General features: G+C 73.6%; 18 protein-coding genes. 2 read left to right on the top strand and 16 right to left on the bottom strand.

Annotation, left to right across the window (positions count from 1 at the left end):
• Positions 1-71: 71 nt before the first annotated feature.
• The 3 genes from ABTZ54_RS04320 to pdxH form a co-directional block, all read right to left on the bottom strand.
• Positions 72-3,245 (bottom strand): hypothetical protein, encoded by a 3,174-nt coding sequence (locus ABTZ54_RS04320; RefSeq protein ID WP_351657050.1) that lies wholly within the window; start codon positions 3,243-3,245, stop codon positions 72-74.
• Between the two features lie 114 nt (positions 3,246-3,359).
• The gene (locus tag ABTZ54_RS04315) at positions 3,360-4,685 is read right to left on the bottom strand and encodes a PAS domain-containing protein (RefSeq protein WP_351657048.1); all 1,326 of its coding nucleotides are present in this window, start codon (positions 4,683-4,685) and stop codon (positions 3,360-3,362) included.
• Between the two features lie 326 nt (positions 4,686-5,011).
• On the bottom strand, positions 5,012-5,641 hold the full coding sequence (pdxH, locus tag ABTZ54_RS04310; protein ID WP_351657737.1) for a pyridoxamine 5'-phosphate oxidase: 630 nt from the start codon (positions 5,639-5,641) through the stop codon (positions 5,012-5,014).
• 273 nt (positions 5,642-5,914) lie between these two features.
• Between pdxH and ABTZ54_RS04305 the strand changes: the two genes are divergently transcribed.
• Positions 5,915-7,015, top strand: coding sequence for a citrate synthase 2 (locus ABTZ54_RS04305; protein ID WP_351657046.1), 1,101 nt, complete (start codon positions 5,915-5,917; stop codon positions 7,013-7,015).
• On the opposite strand, the gene ABTZ54_RS04300 is transcribed toward ABTZ54_RS04305, so the two are convergent.
• The 5 genes from ABTZ54_RS04300 to ABTZ54_RS04280 form a co-directional block, all read right to left on the bottom strand.
• Complete coding sequence (locus tag ABTZ54_RS04300) at positions 6,994-8,025, bottom strand: isopenicillin N synthase family dioxygenase (protein ID WP_351657044.1); 1,032 nt, start codon at positions 8,023-8,025, stop codon at positions 6,994-6,996. The genes ABTZ54_RS04305 and ABTZ54_RS04300 overlap by 22 nt on opposite strands.
• Positions 8,026-8,129: 104 nt before the next feature.
• Entirely contained in the window at positions 8,130-8,204 is a 75-nt protein-coding gene (locus tag ABTZ54_RS04295; protein ID WP_351657734.1) for a putative leader peptide, read from the bottom strand.
• A 75-nt stretch (positions 8,205-8,279) separates the two neighbouring features.
• Positions 8,280-9,410 carry a PP2C family protein-serine/threonine phosphatase gene (locus ABTZ54_RS04290; RefSeq protein WP_351657042.1) on the bottom strand — a complete coding sequence of 377 codons (1,131 nt, stop codon included), beginning with the start codon at positions 9,408-9,410 and terminating at the stop codon, positions 8,280-8,282.
• A 143-nt stretch (positions 9,411-9,553) separates the two neighbouring features.
• Positions 9,554-10,534, bottom strand: coding sequence for a peptidoglycan-binding domain-containing protein (locus tag ABTZ54_RS04285; protein WP_351657041.1), 981 nt, complete (start codon positions 10,532-10,534; stop codon positions 9,554-9,556).
• Positions 10,535-10,602: 68 nt separating this feature from the next.
• Positions 10,603-11,628, bottom strand: a complete 1,026-nt coding sequence (locus ABTZ54_RS04280; protein WP_351657039.1) for a peptidoglycan-binding protein — start codon at positions 11,626-11,628, stop codon at positions 10,603-10,605.
• A gap of 273 nt (positions 11,629-11,901) precedes the next feature.
• On the opposite strand from ABTZ54_RS04280, the gene ABTZ54_RS04275 reads away from it, so the two are divergent.
• Positions 11,902-12,807 (top strand): DUF2690 domain-containing protein, encoded by a 906-nt coding sequence (locus ABTZ54_RS04275; protein ID WP_351657037.1) that lies wholly within the window; start codon positions 11,902-11,904, stop codon positions 12,805-12,807.
• An 18-nt stretch (positions 12,808-12,825) separates the two neighbouring features.
• Here the strand turns inward: ABTZ54_RS04275 and ABTZ54_RS04270 are convergent, their stop codons facing one another.
• The 8 genes from ABTZ54_RS04270 to ABTZ54_RS04235 all read right to left on the bottom strand — a co-directional run bounded on the left by ABTZ54_RS04270 (position 12,826) and on the right by ABTZ54_RS04235 (position 23,426).
• The gene (locus tag ABTZ54_RS04270; protein WP_351657036.1) at positions 12,826-13,404 is read right to left on the bottom strand and encodes a TetR/AcrR family transcriptional regulator; all 579 of its coding nucleotides are present in this window, start codon (positions 13,402-13,404) and stop codon (positions 12,826-12,828) included.
• Positions 13,392-14,114 carry an enoyl-CoA hydratase family protein gene (locus tag ABTZ54_RS04265; RefSeq protein ID WP_351657034.1) on the bottom strand — a complete coding sequence of 241 codons (723 nt, stop codon included), beginning with the start codon at positions 14,112-14,114 and terminating at the stop codon, positions 13,392-13,394. The genes ABTZ54_RS04270 and ABTZ54_RS04265 overlap by 13 nt, the downstream gene beginning before the upstream one ends.
• Positions 14,111-15,703 (bottom strand): 4-coumarate--CoA ligase family protein, encoded by a 1,593-nt coding sequence (locus ABTZ54_RS04260; RefSeq protein WP_351657032.1) that lies wholly within the window; start codon positions 15,701-15,703, stop codon positions 14,111-14,113. The genes ABTZ54_RS04265 and ABTZ54_RS04260 overlap by 4 nt, the downstream gene beginning before the upstream one ends.
• Before the next feature lie 229 nt (positions 15,704-15,932).
• On the bottom strand, positions 15,933-17,099 hold the full coding sequence (locus ABTZ54_RS04255) for an acyl-CoA dehydrogenase family protein (protein WP_351657030.1): 1,167 nt from the start codon (positions 17,097-17,099) through the stop codon (positions 15,933-15,935).
• Positions 17,096-19,228, bottom strand: coding sequence for an ATP-binding protein (locus ABTZ54_RS04250; RefSeq protein WP_351657028.1), 2,133 nt, complete (start codon positions 19,226-19,228; stop codon positions 17,096-17,098). Before ABTZ54_RS04250 ends, ABTZ54_RS04255 begins: the two co-directional genes overlap by 4 nt.
• A gap of 8 nt (positions 19,229-19,236) precedes the next feature.
• A complete protein-coding gene (locus tag ABTZ54_RS04245) occupies positions 19,237-20,835 on the bottom strand; it encodes an acyl-CoA carboxylase subunit beta (protein WP_351657026.1) in 1,599 nt (532 codons plus the stop codon).
• A gap of 60 nt (positions 20,836-20,895) precedes the next feature.
• Positions 20,896-22,608, bottom strand: coding sequence for an acyclic terpene utilization AtuA family protein (locus ABTZ54_RS04240; protein ID WP_351657024.1), 1,713 nt, complete (start codon positions 22,606-22,608; stop codon positions 20,896-20,898).
• Complete coding sequence (locus ABTZ54_RS04235) at positions 22,605-23,426, bottom strand: TIGR03084 family metal-binding protein (RefSeq protein ID WP_351657022.1); 822 nt, start codon at positions 23,424-23,426, stop codon at positions 22,605-22,607. The genes ABTZ54_RS04240 and ABTZ54_RS04235 overlap by 4 nt, the downstream gene beginning before the upstream one ends.
• Positions 23,427-23,652 lie beyond the last annotated feature (226 nt).

The following is a 23,652-nucleotide window of genomic DNA, read 5'->3' as shown; positions in this document are numbered from 1 at the left end:
GAAACGCCCGAGGGGGCCGTGGCGAGTACTCGCCACGGCCCCCTCGGTATACGTCAGGTCCTCCGCTCGTCCTACGAGACGTAGTACCCGGCGACATCGGCCAGCAGGTCCACGGACCCCGCGTGGTTGTAGAAACTCACCTTCCCGTTCACCACGGGCACCACGACCAGGTTGGGGATGGTCGTCCCGGCGGTGAAGTTCAGGTTCGAAGCGGAGGTCCGCACGGTCCCGCCCGGGAACACGGAGACGAACCCGGCCGCGGACGGCGCCACCGCCGTCACATTGAGCACGACGGCCGTCACCCCCACCGCCGGAATCCCGCCCTTGCCCGCCACGTCGAGCGTGACGGTCGCCCCGGCCCCGACCTTGGCCTTGGCGACGCCGAGGCCCGCGCGGGTGTCCATGAGGCGGGTGGGGGTCATCGGCCGGTACGCGGAGCCCGTGGCGTCCATCGTGTAGTAGCCGGCCACGTCCGCGATCAGGTCCACGGATCCGTTGTGGTTGTAGAACCTCACCTCACCGGTGTCCGAGACGGGCACCACCACGAGGTTCGGGATCGTCTGCCCGGCGGTGAAGTTCACGCTCGACGTGGAGGAATCGCCGCTGCCCCCCGGTCGGACCGAGACGAAGCCGGCCGCGGTCGGCGCCGTCGCCGTCACGTTCAGCACCACGGCCGTGACCCCGGTGGCGGGCAGGCCGCCGGTGCCGGCCACCTTGAGCGTGACCCACTCCCGCGACCCGAGCCTCGCCTTCGGCACGCCGAGCCCGGCCCGCGTGTCCATCAGCCGGGCGGGCGTCACGGGCTTGTACGTGGCTCCCGTGCCGTCCGTGACGTAGTAGCCGGCCACGTCGGCGATCAGGTCGACGGAGCCCGCCTTGTTGTAGAAGGTCACCGCGCCGTCGACCACCGGCACGACCACCAGGTTCGAGATGGTCTGACCCGCCTTGAAGTTCAGGTTCGAGGCGGAGGTGCGGGCCGTGCCGTGGGGATGGACGGAGACGAAACCGGCGGCGGTGGGGCCGGTCGCCGTGACGTTGAGAACGACCGCGCTGACCCCCTTGAAGGGGATCTCCTTCCGGTTCGTCACCTGGACGGTGACCGTGCCGCCGGGGCCCACCTTGGCCCGTGGCACGTCGCCGGTGCCGTACCGGGTGTCCATCAGCCGCGTGGGGCCGAGCGGTACGTAGCTGCCGAGGCCGGAGGTCGGCGGCGTGACCGTGAACGTGAACGTGGGGGTCGTGGACAGCCTGCCGCCCGTGTGGACCTCCACCTTCCAGTCACCGAGAGCGACGGCGCTCAGGCCCACCGTCACGGTGAGGGACCGGCCGTCGGGAGCGCGCGCGACGTTGGTGGCCGTCAGTGTCTTCCTGTCCTTGGTCAGAACGACGCTGTCCCGGATGCTCAGCGAGGTGCCGTGCACGGTGAGGGTCGCCAGCGAGCCGCGCGGGGCGGACGCCGGGGAGACCGACGAGACCGACACCGGCACCCCGCCGCAGACGCGCTTCGGGATCCTGTCCGTGTCGCAGGTGACCTCGGCCTGGTACGGCGCACTGGATCCGAACTCGGGCATGCCGAGCATCAGGATGGTCGGGGAGGGCACCCCGGGCGCGGCCCCCGCTCCGATCGCACAGTGGTAGCCCCGCACGGTGTTGCCGCACGTGTTCTTCAGGCCGGTGTCCCAGAGCGAGGGAACGGCCGTGGTCGCCGTCCCCTCGGGGTCCCTCACGCGCGTCCAGAAGTCGTCGCCCGTCACGGTGGGCAGCACGGCGCAGACCGCCGTGCGCTCCTCGTCCAGGGTCCCCGAGCGCCTGTATCCGTCGCGGAGGTTCAGCACCCGCACGCACTCGGGAGCCGGGCCGGCCGGGGTCGCGATCCGCATCGCGTCGAGACGGTAGGTGCGTGACGGGTTGTGCAACGGGGCGAAGACGACGACCGCGTAGCGGGTGGAACCGGTGACGTTGCAGCCGTCCGCGCAGGACGTCGTCCGGCCCGCCTCGTCGATCGCGGTGGCTCCCGCCCCGTAGTCGCCGCGCAGGCCGAGGTACACCACGTCGCCCGCGTCCTCGGTGGTCACCAGGCGGCAGCCGGCCGAGCCCGAGATGCCCAGCGCCGCCTCCGGCGCGGGACCGCCCACCGCCGTCGCGGGCTGCACCGCGCAGCCGGGCGCCGCGCCGGTGAGGTCGCGGCGTACGACATTGAAGTCGTCGGACAGCTCGGTGCGGACGAGCACGGTGTAGGCCGTGCCCGGTGCGAGCACGCAGGCCGTGACGCAGACCCGCACCCCCTTGGCGTCCAGGACCGAGTGCTCGGCCCAGGAGTATCTGGAGGGAAAACCGTGGCTCGGGCCCGATGAGACCCATTCGCCGTCGCCGGCCTCGGTCCGGACGTACTCGCGCCTCGGCTTGTCGTCGGCGGGGATCGTGAAGCAGTGCGCGAACTCGTCCGCCGCGCCCAGGACCGCCGCCTTGGCGGTCGACGCCGTGAAGTCACCGACCGGGACGACCGGGCAGTCGTTGGGCACGTCCGTGCGGTAGAGGGCCAGGTGGTACGGGCCGGCCGGCGCGTAGGAGGAACCGGTGGAGACCAGCACCCGGTGCGGGGCGGGACCGGTCAGCTCGCAGGTGGTGGCGGCCAGAGCGCCCGCCTCGCAGATACGCGTGCCCGTTCCGTCCACGACCTCCGCCGTGGTGCTGGACCCGCGTGGCGTGAGGGCCTCCACGTGGGCGCCCTCGGGCAGGGACAGCGTCAGGCAGTCGATCCCGCCGCCCGCCGCGATCGTGCCCTTGAGCGCGCCGGGATCGGCCGCGACACAGCCCTGCGTCGAGGACCGGTCGAGGATCAGCGTCGAGTCGCCGGTGGCCACGCGGTAGGTGCTGTCGGCCGCCAGGCGGCACTCGCCCTCCGTGGCGCACACGACCGTGCCCGCCGTGTCGTAGACGGCGAGACGGACGCGTCGCGAGTCCGACGGCACGACGCCGAACACGTCGTACGGGCCCGTGGCCGGCGCGGTGAACTCCTTGCAGGTGTCGACCGTCTCCGTGGCCGTCGGCGCGGAGCCGTAGGCGTTCACGGGCACGACCGCGCAGTCCTCGCCGGCCGGAGCGTCCGCCGCCCACGCGACTCCCGTCGGGAAGACGGGGACCAGCAGGGCGAGCACGGTGACGAGTGTGGTGAGAGTGATGAGACGGGTGAGCAGAGCGGTGTACGGCCCGGTTCTGGGCGCCGTACACGAAGGTCGGGACATTCCCGTTCCCCCCGGAGCGGTATCAAGCAGATGTGCGGTTCAGATGTGCGGTTCAGATGTGCCGCGATGATCGCACAGGCGACCGACAGTCCCGCCGGGGAGGGCGACAGGGCGTCAGTTGCCGCCCAGTGCCGCCGCCACGCGGCCCGCCACCGTCTCCGCGTACACCGCGTCGTCGCGTTCGAAGGGGGGACGGGACGGGGAGCGGAGGAAGGTCGCGATGCCCAGGGTGGTGGCTCTGGTGCGGAGGGGGACGCAGAGGGCGTGGGTCATGGTGGGGGGCCAGAGGTGGTCGGTGGACCAGGTGGGGGTGTCGGGGGTGGCCGTTGCCGGGGTCGGGGTCGGGCGGGTCAGGGCCTGGAGGGCGGGGTGGGACGGGGGGTACGGGAGGGGGATGCCGGCGGTCGGGGTGGGGGTGACCGGGCCGGGGGCGTCGGGCGGGGTCGCCAGGGCGCGGAACAGGCGGCCGTCGGGGAGGACGCGGTCGATCAGGACGTGGTCGGCGAAGCCCGCCAGGGCGAAGTCGAGCAGGACCGTCGCCGCCTCCGTCGGGTCCTCGCACTCCGCCGCCGCGACGCCCGCGCGGTGCAGCTGGCTCCAGCGGAAGCGGAGCCGGTCCGCGTCCTGGGCGGCGAGGCGCGCCTCCGTGACGTCCTGGAAGAGCCAGCCGACGCCCAGCGGGACCGGCTCCGGCTCCTCGGCGAGCGGGGAGAAGAGCCGCACGAAGCAGGAGCGCCAGCAGCGGCGGCGCTCCCCGCGCGGGCCGCGCAGTGTCACCCACAGGTCGGCCGGTTCGGGCGACGCGCCCGCCGCCAGGGCGTGCTGGAGGGCGGCTTCGAGCTGGTCGACGCCCTGGGTGACGACCTCGCCCAAGGGGCGGCCGAGGAGCGTGGTGCGGGTGGTGCCAAGGGCGCGGGCCGCGTAGGCGTTGACCACCGCCGGGCGCAGGTCCACGTCGACCAGGACGACGCCCCAGGACGCGTCCGCGAACAGGGCCTCGCTGAGGGCGAGCGAGCGTTCCAGGTCGACCTGGACGTGCACCTCGCTGAACGCGCAGTACACCCCCGCGGGGCCGCCGTCGGCCGCGCGCACGCCCGTCGTCTGGGTGCGGACCAGGACCCGCCCGCCGTCCTTGCGCAGCAGCGCGAACTCGTGCACCTGGCGGCCGGGCGCGGTCATCGCCCGCATCAGCCGGGCCAGGGTCTCCTCGGCGTCGGCGCTCCGGGCCGCCCAGCCGTCGAAGCCGCGCCGCCCCACGGCCTCCGCGGGCGACCAGCCGAGGATCCGCTCGGCCTCACGGTTCCAGTGGGTCACGGTCCCGTCGGCGTCCAGGGCGCACAGCGCCGCGTCCATCCCGTCGAGCAGGGCGGCCAGCAGGTCCGCGCCCGGCACCCCCGGCACCCGCGCCGTGTCGCTGGCAGACCCCGTCGAAGCACTCATCCGACACCCCCTGCCTCATTCAACTGGAAACGTGACCCAGGACACAGCCCCTTCCCGAAAATAGGTTGAGCGGCCGCGCGGGCCTTCCTAAGGTGAGGGCACACGTGAAAGGAGGTGATCCGGAAACATGGTTTCTTTTCGGACTCGTGAGGTGACTGCGGGCTAAGGCCTGCCGTCGCACTCTTGTGCACCTCGGCAGGCCTTCTGCCGACGACATCGCAGTCACCCGACCCGTGGGCCGCCGGTCAGTCCGGCCGGCTCCCGTCCGAACTGCAGCGGACGGGACCAAGGCCCACGGGTCGTCTGCGCTCCCGACCCCCTGGGCCTCACGGCGACAGGCGGTCAACCTGCCACGAGCCGTCGTCCTCGCGTACGTACCGCAGGCGGTCGTGCAAGCGGTTCTCGTGCCCCTGCCAGAACTCCACCGTCTCCGGTACGACCCTGATGCCGCCCCACTCCGGCGGCACCGGCACCTGCTCGCCCTCCGGGTAGCGGGCGGCCAGCTCCTCGTACCGGGCGAGCAGTTCGGCCCGCGAGCCGATCACCGTCGACTGGTGGCTGGCCCACGCGCCGAGCTGCGAGCCGTGCGGGCGGGTGCGGAAGTACGCCACCGTCTCGTCGCGCCCGACGCGGGCCGCGCGGCCGGTGACGATGACCTGGCGGGCCATCGGGTGCCAGGGGAAGAGCAGCGAGACGTACGGGTTGTCCGCCAGCTCCCGGCCCTTGCGGGAGCCGTAGTTGGTGAAGAACACGAAGCCCGCGTGGTCGTAGTGCTTGAGCAGCACGGTGCGCGAGGACGGGCGGCCGTCGGGGGTGGCGGTGGAGACGATCATCGCGTTCGGCTCGTGGATCGCCGGGGTGGCGGTGGTCTCCTTGAACCAGCGCGCGAACTGTCCGATCGGTTCGGGTGCGAGGTCCGCCACGGTCAACTCCATGGTGCGGTACTGCTCGCGCATGTCGGCGGGATCGAGAGCGTCGGTCACGGGGCCATCCTGCCGTAGCGCCCGAGTCTGCCCGGCACCACGGGCCGCTAATCCTTCATCGCCGGTTCGGCGCAGTGTGCCGGATGTCACGCTTCCCCGCATCATCGGAACCGTACAGACTCATGCGCTGGATCACTGTTGCGTCCCGCCAACCGGCCCGACGGAATGATTGATCATCGATCAGGCAGCCATGCATCCGCCCGCACAGCGCATGCGTCGCACACATCGCTATAGAGGAGCCGCCTCATGTCTGACTTCGTACCCGGGCTCGAAGGAGTCGTCGCGTTCGAGACGGAGATCGCCGAGCCCGACAAGGAGGGCGGCGCGCTGCGCTACCGCGGGGTCGACATCGAGGACCTGGTCGGTCACGTCTCCTTCGGCAACGTCTGGGGCCTGCTGGTCGACGGCGCGTTCAACCCCGGCCTGCCCGCCGCCGAGCCGTTCCCCATCCCGGTGCACTCCGGCGACATCCGCGTCGACGTGCAGTCCGCGCTCGCCATGCTCGCGCCGGTCTGGGGCCTGAAACCGCTTCTGGACATCTCCGCCGAGCAGGCCCGCGACGACCTCGCCCGCGCCGCCGTCATGGCCCTCTCGTACGTCGCCCAGTCCGCCCGCGGCCAGGGCCTGCCGATGGTCCCGCAGAGCGAGATCGACAAGGCCGAGACCGTCGTCGAGCGCTTCATGGTCCGCTGGCGCGGCGAGCCCGACCCCAAGCACGTCAAGGCCGTCGACGCCTACTGGACGTCCGCCGCCGAGCACGGCATGAACGCCTCCACCTTCACCGCCCGCGTCATCGCCTCCACCGGCGCCGACGTCGCCGCGGCCCTCTCGGGTGCCGTCGGCGCCATGTCCGGCCCGCTGCACGGCGGCGCGCCCTCCCGCGTGCTCGGCATGATCGAGGAGATCGAGCGCACCGGCGACGCCACCGCGTACGTGAAGCAGGCCCTCGACAAGGGCGAGCGGCTCATGGGCTTCGGCCACCGCGTCTACCGCGCCGAGGACCCGCGCGCCCGCGTCCTGCGCCGCACGGCCAAGGAGCTCGACGCGCCGCGTTACGAGGTGGCCGCCGCGCTGGAGAAGGCCGCCCTTGAGGAGCTGCACAACCGGCGCCCCGACCGCGTCCTCGCCACCAACGTCGAGTTCTGGGCGGCCATCGTCCTGGACTTCGCCGAGGTGCCGGCGCACATGTTCACCTCGATGTTCACCTGCGCCCGCACGGCCGGCTGGTCGGCGCACATCCTGGAGCAGAAGCGCACCGGACGGCTCGTCCGCCCGTCCGCGCTGTACACGGGCCCCGGCCAGCGGGACCCGCGCCAGATCGAGGGTTACGAGGACATCGCCGGCTGATCCTGGGCCAACAGCAGGTCCGCGTGGTGGCGGGCCGCCGCCAGCGGGTGGGCGCGCAGCTTGCCCTTCAGCTCGTTACGGCCGTACTCGGCGAACAGCGGGTTCGCCGGGTCGGTCGTGATTCCGGGCGCCGCCGCCGCGTACGGGAACGAGAGCGGGGCGATCCGGGCGTCGAGCCGCGGGTTGTAGAAGAAGGGCACGGAGAACCGTTCCGTCGCCCCGGGCGGCGACACCACCCGGTGGTTGGTGGCGACCAGATACCCGTCCGTCGCCACCTCCAGGAGCTCGCCCAGGTTGACCACGAACGCCCCCGGCAGCGGCGGCACCTCGTGGAAGACCCCGTCCTCCCGCTCCACCTGGAGCCCGCCCACCTGGTCCTGGAGCAGCAGCGTCAGGAAGCCGTAGTCCTTGTGCGCGCCCACGCCCTGGTCGTCGCCCTCGCCGCTGCTGCCCGGGTAGCGGACCAGCTTCAGATGCGGGTGGGCGCGCGGGCCGAACGCGTCGGCGTAGAAGTCGGGCGCGGCACCGATCGACGCGAGGAGCTCGCGCAGCAGCCGCTCGGCCACGCCGCTCAGCCGCTCGACCCAGTTCAGCGCCGCGAGCCGCAGCTCGGGCAGGGCCTCGGGCCACTGGTTGGGGCCCTGGAGCCACCAGTACGGGGCCTCGTGCGGGCCCGGCACGTGCGCGGGCCGCTCGGCCCCGATGTCCAGCTGGTCCCGCCAGTCGCGGGCGCCGCCGGTGCGCTCGTCGCCGATCCGGGTGTAGCCGCGGAAGTGCGGCGAGTTGGTGGTGTCCAGGGCGAGCCGGTCCGCCTCCGGCAACGCGAAGAAGGCCCGCATGGCGCCGGTCAGCGCCCGCGTCTCGGCCTCGGTCACGCCGTGCCCGACGAGCTGGAAGAAACCCACGTCATGGGCGGCGGAGTGAAGCTGCGCGTGCAGCAGCCGACGGGCCTGCGGGCCTCGGTCGGCGGCGGAGAGGTCGACGATGGGGAGCTGCGAGGTGTAACTCATGGTGTGCGTCCGCGGGGGTGTACGGCGCCCGGGGAGCGTGGAGCGCGGCAGATCGTGCCGCGTCGCGTCCGTTCCGTACCGGGCGAGGGGGGTGGGGCCTGAGGTCAGGAACGACCCGGACAGCCCATGCTCGCGACGCGGAGCAGATCCACGTGGCGGCGACGTACGAGCGAAAGCATGCGACCAGCGTACTGCGGGGGCGCGGGGGTGGGGATGGGTGTGGGCGGCGTCACGGGGGCGGCGTGGGCGGATGGTCAGTCGCCGGTGCGAGGGGGAACCGCCTCCGCCGGCCGGCCCTCGAATTCCATCAGGAGCAGTGCGGAGTCGTCGTCGGGCGGCCTGCCGGTGAAGGCGGTGACGTCCTCGCGGATCCGGTCGAGCGCGTCCTCGGGCGGGCCGCCCGCGAGCAGGGGCGCCACCCGCTCGGCCACCGGGTAGAAGCGTCCGTGGGAGTCGCGGGCCTCGCTGAGGCCGTCGGTGTAGAAGAAGAGCCTGTCGCCGCTGCCGAGGGTGAGGCGGGTGACGCTGTCGGGGAGGTCACCGGCGCCGGTGAGCACCGCGAGTCCGAACGGGGGACCCGTGTCGTCGGATTCGACCGGTGTGGTCCTGCCGTCCCGGGTGAGCAGCAGCGGCGGGGGGTGGCCGTGGTTGTAGACGAGGAGGCTGCCGTCCGGGCCGATCTCGGCGAGGATGCCCGTCACGAAGCGCTGGCCGTCGGTCCGGCGTTCCAGGGCCGCCTCGATGCGGCGGCCGACGTCGGCCAGGGTCCGGGCCGAGGGAGCGGCTTCGCGGAAGGCCGTGAGGACGACGGAGGCGCAGCGCACGGTCTCCAGGCCCTTGCCCTGGACGTCGGCGATGACCAGGCGCAGGCCGTCGGGGCAGGGTTCGACATCGTAGAGGTCTCCTCCGACACGGGTGGAGCGGCTGGCGGAGACGTAGGAGGCGCTGATGCGGACGGGGCCGATCCGGGACGGGAGCGGAGTGAAGAGCACGTCCTCCAGGGTGCGGGCCACCTCGCGGACATCGACGAGGCGGCGTTCGACGGTGAGGCGTGCCCGCGCCGCGCAGGTGGACGCGAAGGTGACGTAGGCGATGGCGGCCAAGGCGACCGTCATGCGCAGTTCGCCGAAGCGGCCGGCCTTCAAGGCGAACAGGAGGCAGAGGCCGACGGCGACGACGCCCATGGCGAGGACGTGGCGCACGCCGCCGCGGGCGGAGGCGATCGCGGGGCCGGCCGCGTAGACGGGGAGCAGGTTGTACTCCGGCCCCGTCGCCGAGTCCACGATCGCGATGCCCAGCATGGTGGCCAGCGGCAGCGTGATCGGCGAATCGGCGACCGCCCCGCTCCAGCGCCGTCGCAGTGCCCTTAGTGCGGCCTCGTCCATCCGGCATAACCTCCTGACCTGTATCAGAGTGTCATAAACAGGGTGAAATCGATCGGCGTACGGTCTGTGCCGCCGGGCGCGGGTGGGCCCCGTCCGCCGGAGCGGACGGGGCCCATGGTTCACGGGGTCACGGGGTCACGGGTTCAGGCGACGAGCCTGTTCCAGGTCGTCGGGCCCGTCACGCCGTCGGCGGTGAGGCCGTGGCCGCGCTGGAAGGCGCGTACGGCGGCCGTGGTCCCGGCGCTGTACCGGCCGTCCGCCGCGATCCGGGCGCCGTGGCGGCGCAACTGCTCCTGGAGGGCCTTGACGGCCTCGCCGTTCGCCCCGGCGCGGAGCGTGGGGGCGAGCCGCTGCCAGGTGGCGGCGCCGAGGACGCCGTCCGCCGTGAGCCGGTGGGCGCGCTGGAAGACCTTGACCGCCTGCGCCGTGGCCGGCCCGTACCGCCCGTCGACGCCGATCCGGGCGCCCGAGGCCCGCAGCAGCCGCTGGGCGGTGCTCACGGCCTGCCCCTGGGAGCCGGGCCGCAGGGTGGGCCAGGCGCGGTTCGCCGGGGTGGCCGGGCCCGTGCGGCCGCCCTTGTAGGTGATGTCCCAGTGGTTGCTCTCCTTGAAGTAGACGACGTCGCCCGCGGCCCAGCGGGTGGAGCTGATCCGACGGGCGTGGCTCGTGATGTAGCGGTTGAGCCGGGCGTCCAGGGCCACGTCCACCTTGTAGCCCTTGCCGTGCGTGTACGTGCCCCGGGTCGTGTGCGGCGGGACCTCCGCCGCGCCCGTGATGACGATCCGGCTCCCGCTGGCCCGCTTCAGCGCGACCACGCCGTCGATGGTCGTCTTCCGGATGCCCTGGAAGCTGGTGCAGCCCCGCGTGTACTTGTCGCTGCACCCGCCACTGGACCGCCACGTGATGCCGGCCGCGCGCAGCTTCGCCGTGGCCTGGGCGGGGGTGTAGTAGACGGAGGAGGCGGGGGAGGCGGAGAGGGCGGGGGCGGGGGCCGACACGGCCGCCGGGGCGGCCTGGGCGGTCGTCGGAGTCGCCGTCGCCAGCGGGGTGCCGGTGACACCGAGGACGAGGCCGAGGCCGAGGCTGATCAGGGTGCCGGCGGCGAGCCGGGAGGACTTACGCATGGGAACTCCTTGTGGGGTGATGTCGTACGGGTGGGATGGCGGCGTGCGGTGCGTGGCGCGGCGGGCGGTCACGCGCCGCGCGGGCTGACGTAGCCGGAGATCCGGTGCCCGCGGGTGATCGCGGTGCGCGGGTCGATCTGCGTGCGGAGGGTCACCCGGCTCCGGTAGTTGCCGTCGACCGTGTCGATGCGCCCGTTGGCGTGGACGGCGACGACGATCGCCACGTGGCCGCCGGTCCGCGCGGCGGGCGGGCCCCACACGACGATGTCGCCGGGCTTCGGGTTCGAGCGGTGGAAGAGGCCGTTGCGGACGCCCCACAGGCCGACCTCCCGCGCCACGAGGGTCTTCGGCACGGACGCCGCCGGGACCCCGGCCCTGCGCCACGTCCACGAGACGAACGCGGCGCACCAGGCCGTACGGGCGCAGTCCTTCAGGTAGACGCGGCAGCCGTTCGGCTCGGCGACGCCCACCTGGCCCCGGGCGGTGGCCACGATCCGCTTGCGCAGCGCGGACACGTCGCCGGGCCGGCCGGGCGCCGGGGCGCTCGGCGCCATGACGAGCGCGGCCCAGGTGCGGGCACCGGCGACCCCGTCGGCGGGCAGGCCGTGGGCGCGCTGGGCGGCCCGCAGCGCGGCGCCCGTACCGGCGCCGAAGACCCCGTCCAGGGCGACCCGGTGGCCCTCCTGGGCGAGCTGCCGCTGGAGCGCCTTCACCGCGCGGCCCTTGGCGCCGGGCCGCAGGGGGACGACGAGGGCGGTCCAGGTGCGCGAGCCGACGACGCCGTCCGCGGGCAGCCGCCGGGACGTCTGGAAGGCCTTGAGCGCCCGGGTGGTGGCGGGACCGAAAACCCCGTCCGCCGTCACCGTGCGGCCGGCCGCCGCGAGCAGGTCCTGCAGGGTGGCGACGTCCACGCCCCGCGACCCCTGCCGGAGCGCCGGCCACGAGGCGGGGGCGGCAACGGCGGCGGCGGTCCGTCCGGCGGTGACGGTGACCGTGTCGGCGTAGGAGGTGGCGTAGGAGGTGGCGGCGGCGGGGGCGAGCAGTGCGCCGCTGAGCGCGGCGGTCACGAGAGCACGGAAGAGCGGGCTGTTCACAGTGGTCTCCTCGGGTGTCGTCTCCCCCGTTCCGCCCTGTTCCGGGTACGCGGCGGCACGCCGTGGCACGGCGGCGCGGCCCGTGGGGGCGGAGGGGGAGGGAGGTGCGGTGGCGCTGTCGCCGACCGCTGCTCAAAGGTTGCACCGGTGGGGCGGGGAGCCTCTACCCTGCGCTGGGGGTCGTCCGATACATCGCTGATGCACGGTCAATACACGGCCCTGACCTGCTGTTTCGCGTTCCTGCATGAATAGGGGAAGACGATGGTGGAGCCCGTGGGGCAACCCGATCAGGTGAACGAGGGGGCCGCGTTATCGGCGCTGCTGCGGCAGTGGTGGCAGAGCGAGGAGCGGGTCCGGAAGCAGGACGTCCTCGTCGGTCTGCTCAGACAGCGCGGCATCGACCTCACCCAGGCGACCCTGTCGCGCTACCTGGATCCCGCGAAGCCGCAGATCGCCCGCGAGGACGTGGTCCGCGCGCTCCACGCCGTCTTCGGACGCCCCGAGGAGGACCTCGCGGTGGCCCTCGCCCTCTGGGAGCGGGCCACCCGGGAGCGGGCCAACCGGGAGCGCACGGCCCAGCAGCAGCGGCTCCGGGCGACGCCCGGGGAGGCGCCGGCGGAGGGGGCCGCGCCCGTGCCCGTACCGCTGCCGGAGGAAGACCCCGTACCCGTACGCCGTCTCCTCCTGACCGGAGTCGCGGCCGTCCTCGCGCTCCTCGTGGGCGGGACGCTGTGGCTCACCGCCCCGTGGGAGCGCGCGGCGGACTCCGGGGGCGCGAAGGGCGCGGGGGCGACGGCCCCCACCGTCCCGGCGTCGGAGCCGCTCCCGACCGGCGAGCTCGCCTCCTGCGAGGCCGAGACGTGCTTCGGTCTCGAACCCAAGCACACGGTGTGCAGCACGGACGCCATCACCGCGTACGTCGACACGGACCCCGTGATCGGCATCGAGCTCCGCTACAGCGCCAAGTGCCGGGCGGCCTGGGCCAAGATCAGCAACACCACGCAGGGCGATGTCGCCCGGATCGGCGACCAGGCGGGCCGCAAGCGCGAGTACACGCAGATCAGCGGGCGGGACGCGCACACCACGATGCTGCCGGTGGCCCGCCCCGAGGACGCGACGGCCTGCGCGGTGCTCGCGGCACGGACGGTCTGCGCGACGATCCCGGCCACCGGGAGCTGAGCCCCGGCGCTCCGGGGTTCAGCCCAGGGCCTCGTCCAGCAGCCGCGCCCACTGGGCCACCACCCGCTCCCGGCGGGCGCGGTCGTCGGTGAGGAGGGTGGCGAGGCCCAGGCCGCGGGCCATGTCGAGGAGGCCCTGGACGGATTCGCGGACGCCGGGGCGGGACTCGTCGGCGCCGAGGAGTTCCACGGCGATGCGGTGGGACTCGCGGCCCACGCGGGCTTCGAGTTCGGTGACGCGGGCGCGCAGCTGGTCCTCGTCGGCGGCGGCCACCCACAGGTGGAGGGCGGCGCGGAAGAGGGGTCCCGTGAAGAGGCCGACCAGGGCGGCGACGGCCTCGTGGCGGCCGACGGCGGGGAGCTCGCGCAGGGCCTGGGAGCGTTCCTCGGCGACGTACTCGACGGCCGCCGTGAACAAATCCTCCCGGGTGGGGAAGTGGTGCTGGGCGGCGCCGCGCGAGACGCCGGCGCGTTCGGCGACGACCGCGACGGTGGAGCCCGCCCAGCCGTGTTCGGCGAGGCAGGAGACCGCGGCCTCCAGGAGCCGCTGCCGGGTGGCGCGGCTCCTGTCCTGCTTCGGGCCGGTCAGAGCCGCCATGCTGGGTCCCGTCGTTCGAGGAAGGCCGTCATCCCTTCGCGTGCCTCGGCCGAGGCGAACAGCGACGCGGACAGCTGGACCAGCTCCTCCGCGTCCCGCTCGAAGGCTTCCAGGACTTTAGCCGTGACCAGCCGCTTCGAGGCGCGCAGCCCCTGCGGGGAGGCGGCGCGCAGGCCGTCGAGGATGTCGTCGAGCGCGTCGGCGGGCGCCGTCACCAGGCCCATCGCGCGGGCCTCGTCCGTCCCGAAGCGCTCGCCGGTCAGGTAGTGGCGGGCGGCCGCGCGGTGGTCCAGTTTGGGGAGCAGGGTCAGCGAGATCACGGCGGGCGCGACCCCGATGCGTACCTCGGTCAGCGCGAAGTCCGAGGCGGCCGAGGCCACCACGATGTCGCAGGCGCCGAGCAGACCGAGGCCTCCCGCGCGGGCGTGGCCGTCGACGACGCCGACGACCGGTTTGGGGAGCTCCACTATCTGTCGCAGCAGGTCGACGAAGGCGTACGGGCCGGGCGGGGCCTTCAGGTCGGCGCCCGCGCTGAAGGTGGAGCCGGTGTGGGTGAGCACGACCGCCCGTACCGCCGGGTCCTTGGCGCAGGCGCCGAGCGCGTCGGAGAGTTCGGCGACCAGGGCGGCCGAGAGCGCGTTGCGCGTGGACGGGGAGTCGAGGGCGAGCGTGGTGACGCCCCGGTCGGTGGTGACGGTGAGCAGGCTCATGTGCGGTCCCTCGGTTCTCGCGGCTCGCGCAGTTCTCGGCGGAGGATCTTCCCCGACGCTGCCCTCGGCACGGTCTGGATGAACTCCACCCGGCGGATCTTCTTGTACGGGGAGACCCGCTCGGCCACGTAGGCGATGACGTCGTCGGCGGTGAGCTCCTTCGCGGCCTCGGCCGGCTGGCGCACGACGAACGCCTTGGGGATCTCGCTGCCGTCCTCGTCCGGGACCCCGATGACCGCCGCGTCGGCGATGCCCTCGTGGGTGAGCAGCAGAGCCTCAAGCTCGGCCGGGGCGACCTGGAACCCCTTGTACTTGATGAGCTCCTTGACCCGGTCGACGACGTACAGCCACCCGTCCTCGTCGACCCGCCCGATGTCCCCGGTGTGCAGCCAGCCCGCCTCGTCGATCATGGCGGCGGTGGCGTCGGGCCGCCCGAGGTACCCCTTCATGACCTGCGGCCCGCGGAAGACGATCTCGCCCTCCTCCCCCGGTGCGGCGTCCCGCCCGGGGTCGTCGAGCGGGACGAGCCGCATCTCGGTCGACGGCAGCAGCTTGCCGACAGTGCCGGGCGGGGGGTTCTCGGCGGTGAGCGGGACGAGGTGGGTGGCCGGGGACATCTCCGTCATGCCGTACGCCTGGCGGATCGGCGGCAGCCCGAGCCGGGCCGAGCAGGCGTCGGCGAGGGCCGCGTCCAGCGGGGCGGCGGAGCAGACGATGTAGCGCAGGGAGGACAGGTCGTAGTCGGCGACCGCCGGGTGCTTGGCGAGGGCGAGGACGATCGGCGGGGCGACGTACAGGGCGTTGATCCGGTGCTTCTCGATGGCGGCGAGAAAGCCGTCGAGCTCGAAGCGGGGCAGCACGACGACGGTGGCGCCGAGCCGCAGAGGAGCGTTCATCAGAGCCGTAAGCCCGTACACATGAAAAAAGGGCAAAACGGCCAATATCCGGTCCCCCGGCCCCATCGGCATCAGCGGTTCGAGCTGGGCCAGGTTGGTGGCGACGGAGGCGTGGGTGAGCATCACGCCCTTGGGGACGCCGGTGGTGCCGGAGGAGTACGGGAGGACGGCGAGGTCCTCGTCCGGGTCGACGTCCAGGACCGGCTCGGGCGCGCTGGAGCCCAGGAACGACTGGAGCGAGCGGCAGTCCTCGGCGGTGTCGCAGACGAAGATCTCCTCGACACCACCCGCGAGTTCGGCCGCCGCGCGAGCGGTCGCGAGCAGCGGCGACACGGTGACGATCCACCGCGCGGAGGAGTCGCACAGCTGCTTGGCGAACTCCTCAGCCGTGGCCAGCGGATGCACGGTGGTGACGGCGGCGCCGGCGCGCGTGGCGGCGAAGAAGGCGACGGGGAACAGCACGGTGTTGGGACTGTGCAACGCCACCACATCCCCCTTCCGCACCCCCACCTCGGCGAGCCCGGCGGCGATCCGCCGATGAAAGCCATCGACCTGCCCGTACGTGAGCGTCAGCTCCCCCGCCCCGTCCACCAGCGCGGGCAGCTCACCGAACGCGGCGGCCCGGCCGAGGACGGCGTCATGGATGGGGAGGGAGACTGCCGGAACATCCGCGAACTCGCTGTGGAACACCATGCGTGCGTGGCTCCCTGGTCGGTGGGTAGTCGCGACAGGATCACTTGTGCGGTACGGAGTTGGGGAGACCTTCGCAGCAGCGGGGGAAACAATCAAGCACGCATGCATGATTTTCTGGTGGGCGGGCGGATCGGGCTGCGGGCGCGGGTGTTCTCCCCGGACGGGAAGGACGTCGTGGACGCGCCCGTCCGCATCGCACCGCGCAGCCACCTTCCGTGTCATACGTCCGTCAGTACGACTTCGGCAGGCCCAGTGACTGGTGGGACACGAAGTTGAGGATCATCTCGCGGCTCACCGGGGCGATTCGGGCCACCCGGGCGGCCGTGATCAGGCGGGCCAGGCCGAACTCCTTGGTGAGGCCGTTGCCGCCCAGGGTGTGGACCGACTGGTCGACGGCCCGGACACAGGCCTCCGCCGCCGCGTACTTGGCCATGTTCGCCGCCTCGCCCGCGCCCATGTCGTCGCCCGCGTCGTAGAGCGCGGCGGCCTTGCGCATCATCAGGGCGGCCAGTTCGAGTTCGATGTGGGCCTGCGCCAGGGGGTGCGCGATGGCCTGGTGGGCGCCGATCGGGGTCTTCCAGACCTGGCGCTCCTTGGCGTACCTCACCGCCTGCCCGAGCGCGTACCGGCCCATGCCGATCGCGAACGCGGCCGTCATGATCCGCTCCGGGTTCAGCCCCGCGAAGAGCTGGAGCAGGCCCGCGTCCTCGTCGCCCACGAGCGCGTCGGCGGGGAGGTGCACGTCGTCGAGCGTGAGCTCGAACTGCTTCTCGTCCGCCGCCAGTTCCATCTCGATCTGGCGGCGTCCGAAGCCCGGGGCGTCGCGCGGGACGATGAACAGGCAGGCCTTCAGGGTGCCCGTGCGCGCGTCCGACGTGCGGCCTACGATCAGGGTCGCGTCGGCGATGTCGACGCCCGAGACGAAGACCTTGCGGCCGTTCAGGACCCAGCCGTCCTCCGTGCGGGTCGCGGTGGTGGTGATCCGGTGCGAGTTCGAACCCGCGTCCGGCTCGGTGATGCCGAAGGCCATCGTGCGGCTGCCGTCGGCCAGGCCCGGCAACCAGGCGCGCTTCTGCTCCTCGGTGCCGAAGCGGGCGATCACCGTGCCGCAGATGGCCGGCGAGACCACCATCATCAGGAGCGGCGCGCCGGCCGCGCCCGCCTCCTCCAGGACGATCGACAGCTCGGCCATGCCGCCGCCCCCGCCGCCGTACTCCTCGGGCAGGTTGACGCCCAGGTAGCCCAGCTTGCCCGCCTCCGCCCACAGGGTCGCCCGGTCGAAGCCGGGGCCGTGCCGGCGGCCGAGGGCGGCGACGGCGGCGCGGAGCGCGGTGTGCTCCGGGGACTCGATGATGCTGCTGCTGTTGGTGCTGTTACTGCTGTTGCTGCTGCTCATGCGGGCTTCTCCTCCTGGGCTTCCGTCGGAACGGGCTGTACGACCGCGAGCAGGGCGCCCACCTCGACCTGGCGGCCGGGGGCGGCGTGCAGCGCGGTGAGCGTGCCGGAGGCGGGCGCGGTAACCCGGTGCTCCATCTTCATCGCCTCCAGCCAGAGCAGGGGCTGCCCGGCCTCGACCCGGTCGCCGACCACGAGGCCCTCGGCGACCCGGACGACGGTGCCGGGCATCGGGGCGAGCAGGGAGCCGGGGGCGGTCTGCTCGCGCGGGTCGGGGAAGCGGGGGGCCTCGGTGAGGCGGTGGCGGCCGACGAAGTACGTGGCGTCGCCGTGGCGGGCGACCTCGAAGTGGCGTACGACGCCGTCGACTTCGAGGCTCACCCGGTCGGGGGCCACGGCCACCGCGCGGATCCCGGGCGGGGACGTCACCTCGTAGCCGCCGGTACGGGTCGGGCGGTAGCGGACCTCGTGGCTGCCGTGCCCCTCGTACGTACGGATCTCGTCCCGCGAGCGCACATTGCGCCAGCCGCCGCCGAAGCGGCTCCGCCCACGCGCCGCCGTCGCGAGCGCGGCGGCCACGGCGGCCCGGTCCTCCCCGGCGGGCGGCTCGGTCAGCGCGGCCAGGTGCCGCTCGTAGAAGCCGGTGCCGAGGCGGGCCGGGTCGGCGAAGTCCGGGTGCCGCAGGGAGGCGACGAGCAGGTCCCGGTTGGTCGCCGGGCCGTGCACGCGGGCCCGCTCCAGGACGTGGGCCAGCCTGCGGGCGGCCTCGGCGCGGGTGGGGGCGTGGACGACGATCTTCGCGAGCATGGCGTCGTAGTGGACGCCGACGGTGTCGCCGGAGACGTAGCCGGTGTCGACGCGGACCCGGGTACGGGGCGGGGCCCCGCCCGGGGAGACGCCGGGAGTCCAGGGCGTCCTGGGTGTCCCGGGCGTCTCGGGCGTCTCGGGCGCCCTGTGCGCCCCGGGCACCCCGGGCACCCCGGGCACCCCGGGCGTCCCGGGCGTCCCGTGTGCTCCGGGCGTCCCGTGTGCTCCGGGCGTCCCGTGTGCTCCGAAAGCGGCGCCAGGCACCCCCGGCACCCCTGCCGCCCCGGCCGCCTCCCCGAATTCCAGCGCATGCAACACCCCCGCCTGCGGCGTCCAGCCGCCCGCCGGGTCCTCCGCATAGAGGCGCGCCTCAATGGCGTGCCCCCTGGGCGCGGGCGCCTCCGGCGGGAGCGCCTCCCCCTCCGCCACCGCCAACTGGAGCGCGACCAGGTTGACGCCGTGGACCTCCTCCGTCACCGGGTGCTCCACCTGAAGGCGGGTGTTCATCTCCAGGAAGTGCGCGCGGCCGTCCGCGACCAGGAACTCGACCGTGCCCGCGCCCACGTAGCCCACGGACTTCGCGGCGGACGCGGAGGCGGCGTACAGGGAGTCGAGCAGGTCCGCCGGGAGGCCGGGGGCCGGGGACTCCTCGATGACCTTCTGGTGGCGGCGCTGGAGGGAGCAGTCGCGGGTGCCGAGCGTCCAGACCGTGCCGTGCGCGTCGGCGAGGATCTGCACCTCGACGTGCCGGCCGTCCTCCACGTACGGCTCGACGAACACCTCGCCGTCCCCGAAGGCGCTCAGCGCCTCGGCGGAGGCGGCAGACAACTCGCCCTCCAGAGCTGCCAGTTCGCGTACGACGCGCATGCCGCGCCCGCCGCCCCCCGCCGCCGCCTTCACCAGGACGGGCAGGTCGGCCGCGGTGACCTCGGCGGCCGCGAGCGGCGGGACGCCGAGGAGTTCCTTGGCGCGGGTCTTGGAGGCCATCGCCTCGATCGCGGCGGGCGGCGGGCCGATCCACCGCAGGCCCGCCTCGGTCACCGCACGGGCGAACTCCGCGTTCTCGGAGAGGAATCCGTACCCCGGGTGCACCGCGTCCGCGCCCGCCGCGAGCGCCGCCTTCACCACCAGGTCGCCGCGCAGATACGTCTCCGAGGGCGTCGCCCCCGGCAGCCGTACGGCCGCGTCCGCCTCCCGTACGTGCAGGGCGTCGGCGTCCGCGTCGGAGTACACGGCGACGGTCGCGATGCCCAGCTCACGGCAGGTGCGGAAGACCCGGCAGGCGATCTCGCCCCGGTTCGCCACCAGAACAGTCGTCATCACGAGAGGCCTCACATTCGGAAGACGCCGAAGCCGCCACGCGCGCCCTCGACCGGTGCGTTGTGGATCGCGGAGAGGCAGAGCCCCAGGACGGTGCGGGTGTCGCGCGGGTCGATGACCCCGTCGTCGTACAACCGTCCCGAGAGGAACATCGGCAGCGACTCCGCCTCGATCTGCGCCTCGACGAAGGCGCGCATCCCGGCGTCCTGCTCCTCGTCGTACGGCTGCCCCTTCGCCTCCGCCGAGGCGCGCGCCACGATGGAGAGGACGCCCGCGAGCTGCTGCGGGCCCATGACGGCCGACTTGGCGCTCGGCCAGGCGAAGAGGAAGCGCGGGTCATAGGCCCGCCCGCACATGCCGTAGTGCCCGGCGCCGTACGAGGCGCCCATGAGGACCGAGAGGTGCGGGACCTTCGAGTTGGACACCGCGTTGATCATCATGGCGCCGTGCTTGATGATGCCGCCCTGCTCGTACTCCTTGCCGACCATGTAGCCGGTGGTGTTGTGCAGGAAGAGGAGCGGGATGTCGCGCTGGTTGGCGAGCTGGATGAACTGCGCCGCCTTCTGCGACTCGGCGCTGAACAGCACGCCCTGCGCGTTGGCCAGGACGCCGACCGGGTAGCCGTGCAGCGCGGCCCAGCCCGTCACCAGGCTCGGCCCGTACAGCGGCTTGAACTCGTCGAACTCCGAGCCGTCGACGATCCGGGCGATCACCTCGCGCGGGTCGAACGGGGTCTTCAGGTCGCCGGGGACGATGCCGAGCAGCTCGTCCTCGGCGTATTTCGGGGGCGCCGCCGGGAGCGGATCGGGGTGCGCCTTGCGGTGGTTGAGTCGGGCGACGATCCGGCGGGCCTGGCGCAGGGCGTCGGGCTCGTCGACGGCGTAGTGGTCGGCGAGCCCGGAGACCCGGGCGTGCATCTCCGCCCCGCCGAGCGACTCGTCGTCGCTCTCCTCGCCGGTCGCCATCTTCACCAGCGGCGGGCCGCCGAGGAAGACCTTCGACCGCTCCTTGATCATCACGGTGTGGTCGGACATCCCGGGGACGTACGCGCCGCCCGCCGTCGAGTTGCCGAAGACGACCGCGATCGTGGGGATGCCGGCGGCGGACAGGCGCGTGAGGTCGCGGAAGAGCGCCCCGCCGGGGATGAAGATCTCCTTCTGGGAGGGGAGGTCCGCGCCGCCGGACTCGACGAGCGAGACGACCGGCAGCCGGTTGGCGAAGGCGATCTCGTTGGCCCGCAGCGCCTTCTTCAGCGTCCAGGGGTTGGAGGCGCCGCCGCGCACGGTCGGGTCGTTGGCGGTGATCAGGCACTCGACGCCCTCGATCACCCCGATGCCGGTGACGAGCGAGGCGCCCAGGGGGTAGTCGCTGCCCCAGGCTGCGAGCGGGGACAGCTCAAGGAACGGGGTGTCCGGGTCGACGAGCAGCTCGATCCGCTCCCGGGCCAGCAGCTTGCCGCGCTTGCGGTGCCGCTCGACGTACTTCTCACCGCCGCCCGCGCAGGCCTTGGCGTGCTCGGCGTCGAGCCCGGCCAGCTTCTCCAGCATGGCGGAGCGGTGCGTCGCGTAGTCGGGGCCGCCGATGTCGAGGGCGGAGGCTAGGACGGTCATACGAGTGCCTCCTGTGGATCGAGGACGGTCATGCGAGTGGCTCCCGTGGATCGAGGACGGTCACAGCAGTTCCTCCGGTAGGTCCACGTGCCGGGAGCGGAGCCATTCGCCGAGGCCCTTGGCCTGGGGGTCGAAGCGGGACTGGGAGGCGACGCCCTCGCCGAGCAGTCCGGTCACGGTGAAGTTGAGGGCCCGGAGGCCGGGCAGGACGTGTCGCTCGACCGCCAACTCCCGTGTCTCCGGGAGCAGTTCCCTGAAGAGGTCGACGGTGAGGGTGTGCGCGAGCCAGCGCCAGGCCCGGTCGTCCCTGACCCACACGCCCACGTTCGCGTCGCCGCCCTTGTCGCCGCTGCGGGCCCCGGCGACCAGGCCGAGCGGCCCCCGGCGCGTGGGGCCGGGCGGGAGCGGCGCGGGCAGCGGCGGCGCCGGTACGGGCGCGAGCTCGCGGCTCTCCGGCGGTACGGGCACGGCGACGCGGGTCCCGTCGGGCAGCACCGCCGTGTGCGGGACCTCCCCGACGGGGACGTACGCCGTCTCGAAGACCCCGTAGGGGGCACCCTTCCCGGGCGGGGCGGTCACGTGGAAGCCGGGGTAGCTGGCGAGGGCCAGTTCGATCGCCGCCCCTGACAGGGACCGGCCGACGGCCTCCGGGTCCCGGTCGCGCACGACCAGCCGGAGCAGGGCGCTCGCCGTCTCCTCGGTGCCCGCGTCCGCGCGGTCGGTACGGGCCAGTTCCCAGCGCACTCGCGCGGGGCGGGGCGCCGGGCCGTGCGCGAGGGCGTCCTCGATCTGGGCCCGGACCAGTTCCGCCTTGGCCTCGATGTCGAGCCCGGTCAGCACGAAGACGACCTCGTTGCGGAAGCCGCCGAGCCGGCAGAGCCCCGCCTTGAGCGTCGGGGGCGGCGCCTCGCCCCGCACCCCGTCGATCCGGACCCTGTCAGGGCCCTCCTGGGTGAGCCGTACGGTGTCGAGCCGCGCGGTGACGTCGGGGCCCGCGTACCGCGCGCCGCCCGTCTCGTACAGAAGCTGCGCGGTGACGGTCCCGGTGTCGACGACGCCACCGGTGCCGGGGTGCTTGGTGACGACCGCGCTGCCGTCCTCGCGCAGTTCGGCGAGGGGGAAGCCGGGGCGGCGCAGCAGCTTCGGGTCGTGGCCGGTGAAGAAGGCGTAGTTGCCGCCGGTGGCTTGGGTGCCGCACTCCAGGACGTGCCCGGCGACGACCGCGCCCGCGAGCCGGTCGTACTCCTCGGGGCCCCAGCCGAAGAACCACTGCGCGGGCCCGGTGACCAGGGCGGCGTCGGTGACCCGGCCGGTGACGACGACGTCGGCGCCCGCGTCGAGGCAGGCGGCGATGCCGGCCCCGCCGAGGTAGGCGTTGGCGGCGAGCACGCCGTCCCCGGCGGGCAGCCGGTCGCCCTCGACATGGGCGATCCGGGCCGGGATCCCGAGCCGCCCGGCCAGCGCGCGCAGCGCGTCGGCGAGCCCCGCCGGGTTGAGCCCGCCCGCATTGGCGACGATCCGCACCCCCCGCTCGTGCGCGAGCCCGAGGCCCTCCTCCATCTGGCGCAGGAAGGTCTTGGCGTAGCCGGTGGCGGGGTCTTTGAGGAGGTCGCGGCCGAGGATGAGCATGGTCAGCTCGGCGAGGTAGTCCCCGGTGAGGACGTCGAGGGCGGCGGGGGACCCCTCTTCGGAACCCCCCGTCAGCATCTCCCGGACCGCGTCGAAGCGGTCGCCGTAGAAGCCGGAGGCGTTGCCGATACGGAGGGTCCTCATCGGTCCTCCCCCGGGGCGTCCGCCGCCGCGTCCTTCGGCGGGCGGCCCTGCCCCGCCGGGCCCGCGAAGGCCTGGGCGATCGTGAGCCAGTGGGCCGCCTCCGCGCCGAGCGGGACGAGGGCGGTGTCCGCCACGTGGACGCGCTGCGTGACGAGCAGGCAGAAGTCGAGTGCGGGGCCCCGGACGAGCTGGGTCGCGTCCTCCGGGCCGTACGTCCACAGCTCCCCCTCGGCCTCGGGGGAGACGAGTTCGAGGCGGAAGGGCTCGGCGGGCGGGGTGAGTCCCCGGACCAGATAGGCGTAGTCCCGGGCGCGCAGCCCGATCCAGGCCACGTGCCGCAGCCGCGCCGTGGGCGCGCGGACGACGCCGAGCGCGTCGGCGACGTCCTGGCCGTGCGCCCAGGTCTCCATGAGCCGGGCGGTGGCGAGCGAGGCCGCGCTCATGGCGGGCCCGTACCAGGGGAAGCGGGCGCCGGGCGGGGCCTCGCGCAGGACGCGCAGGAGCCGTTCGCGGCCGTCCCGCCAGCCCGCGAGGAGCTCGGCGGGCGGCAGGGCCGCGCCTTCCTCGGCGCCCTCGTCGACGAAGGTGCCGGGCGAGGCGAGGGCGGCGGCGGCCTCGGCGGCGAAGGCCTCGGGGTCGGTGGCGGCGAGCAGCGCGGCCCGGTCGGTCCAGGCGAGGTGCGCGATCTGGTGGGCGACCGTCCAGCCGGCCGCCGGAGTGGGCGCGGCCCACCGCTCCGCACTCAACTCCCGTACGAGGGAATCGACTTCCTCGCTCTCGGCGGACAGGTCGTCGAGCACGGTGACGGGGTCGGACACGGAACGCTCCCCTCGGGGATCGGCGGTCACGGGCGTGTTGCGGAGGAGCATGGCAGCACCCGAAGAAACAATCAAGCACGCTTGCATGATTTTTGGACACCGTCTGACGCGCCTCCGGAACGACCCCGTCTCCTCCTCCGGAGGTACGCCCCCGCCCCTCCCCCGACGACTTCCGGCTGACCCCGGATCGTGCCTGGTGGGGCCGATAACCGCCGCCCGCGCTCCT

Origin of the sequence: Streptomyces sp. NPDC094032 (assembly GCF_040303965.1) — a bacterium.
Taxonomy (GTDB): domain Bacteria; phylum Actinomycetota; class Actinomycetes; order Streptomycetales; family Streptomycetaceae; genus Streptomyces.
The sequence above is the reverse complement of the archived record's forward strand: the minus strand, read 5'-3'. Positions and strand labels throughout refer to the sequence as shown.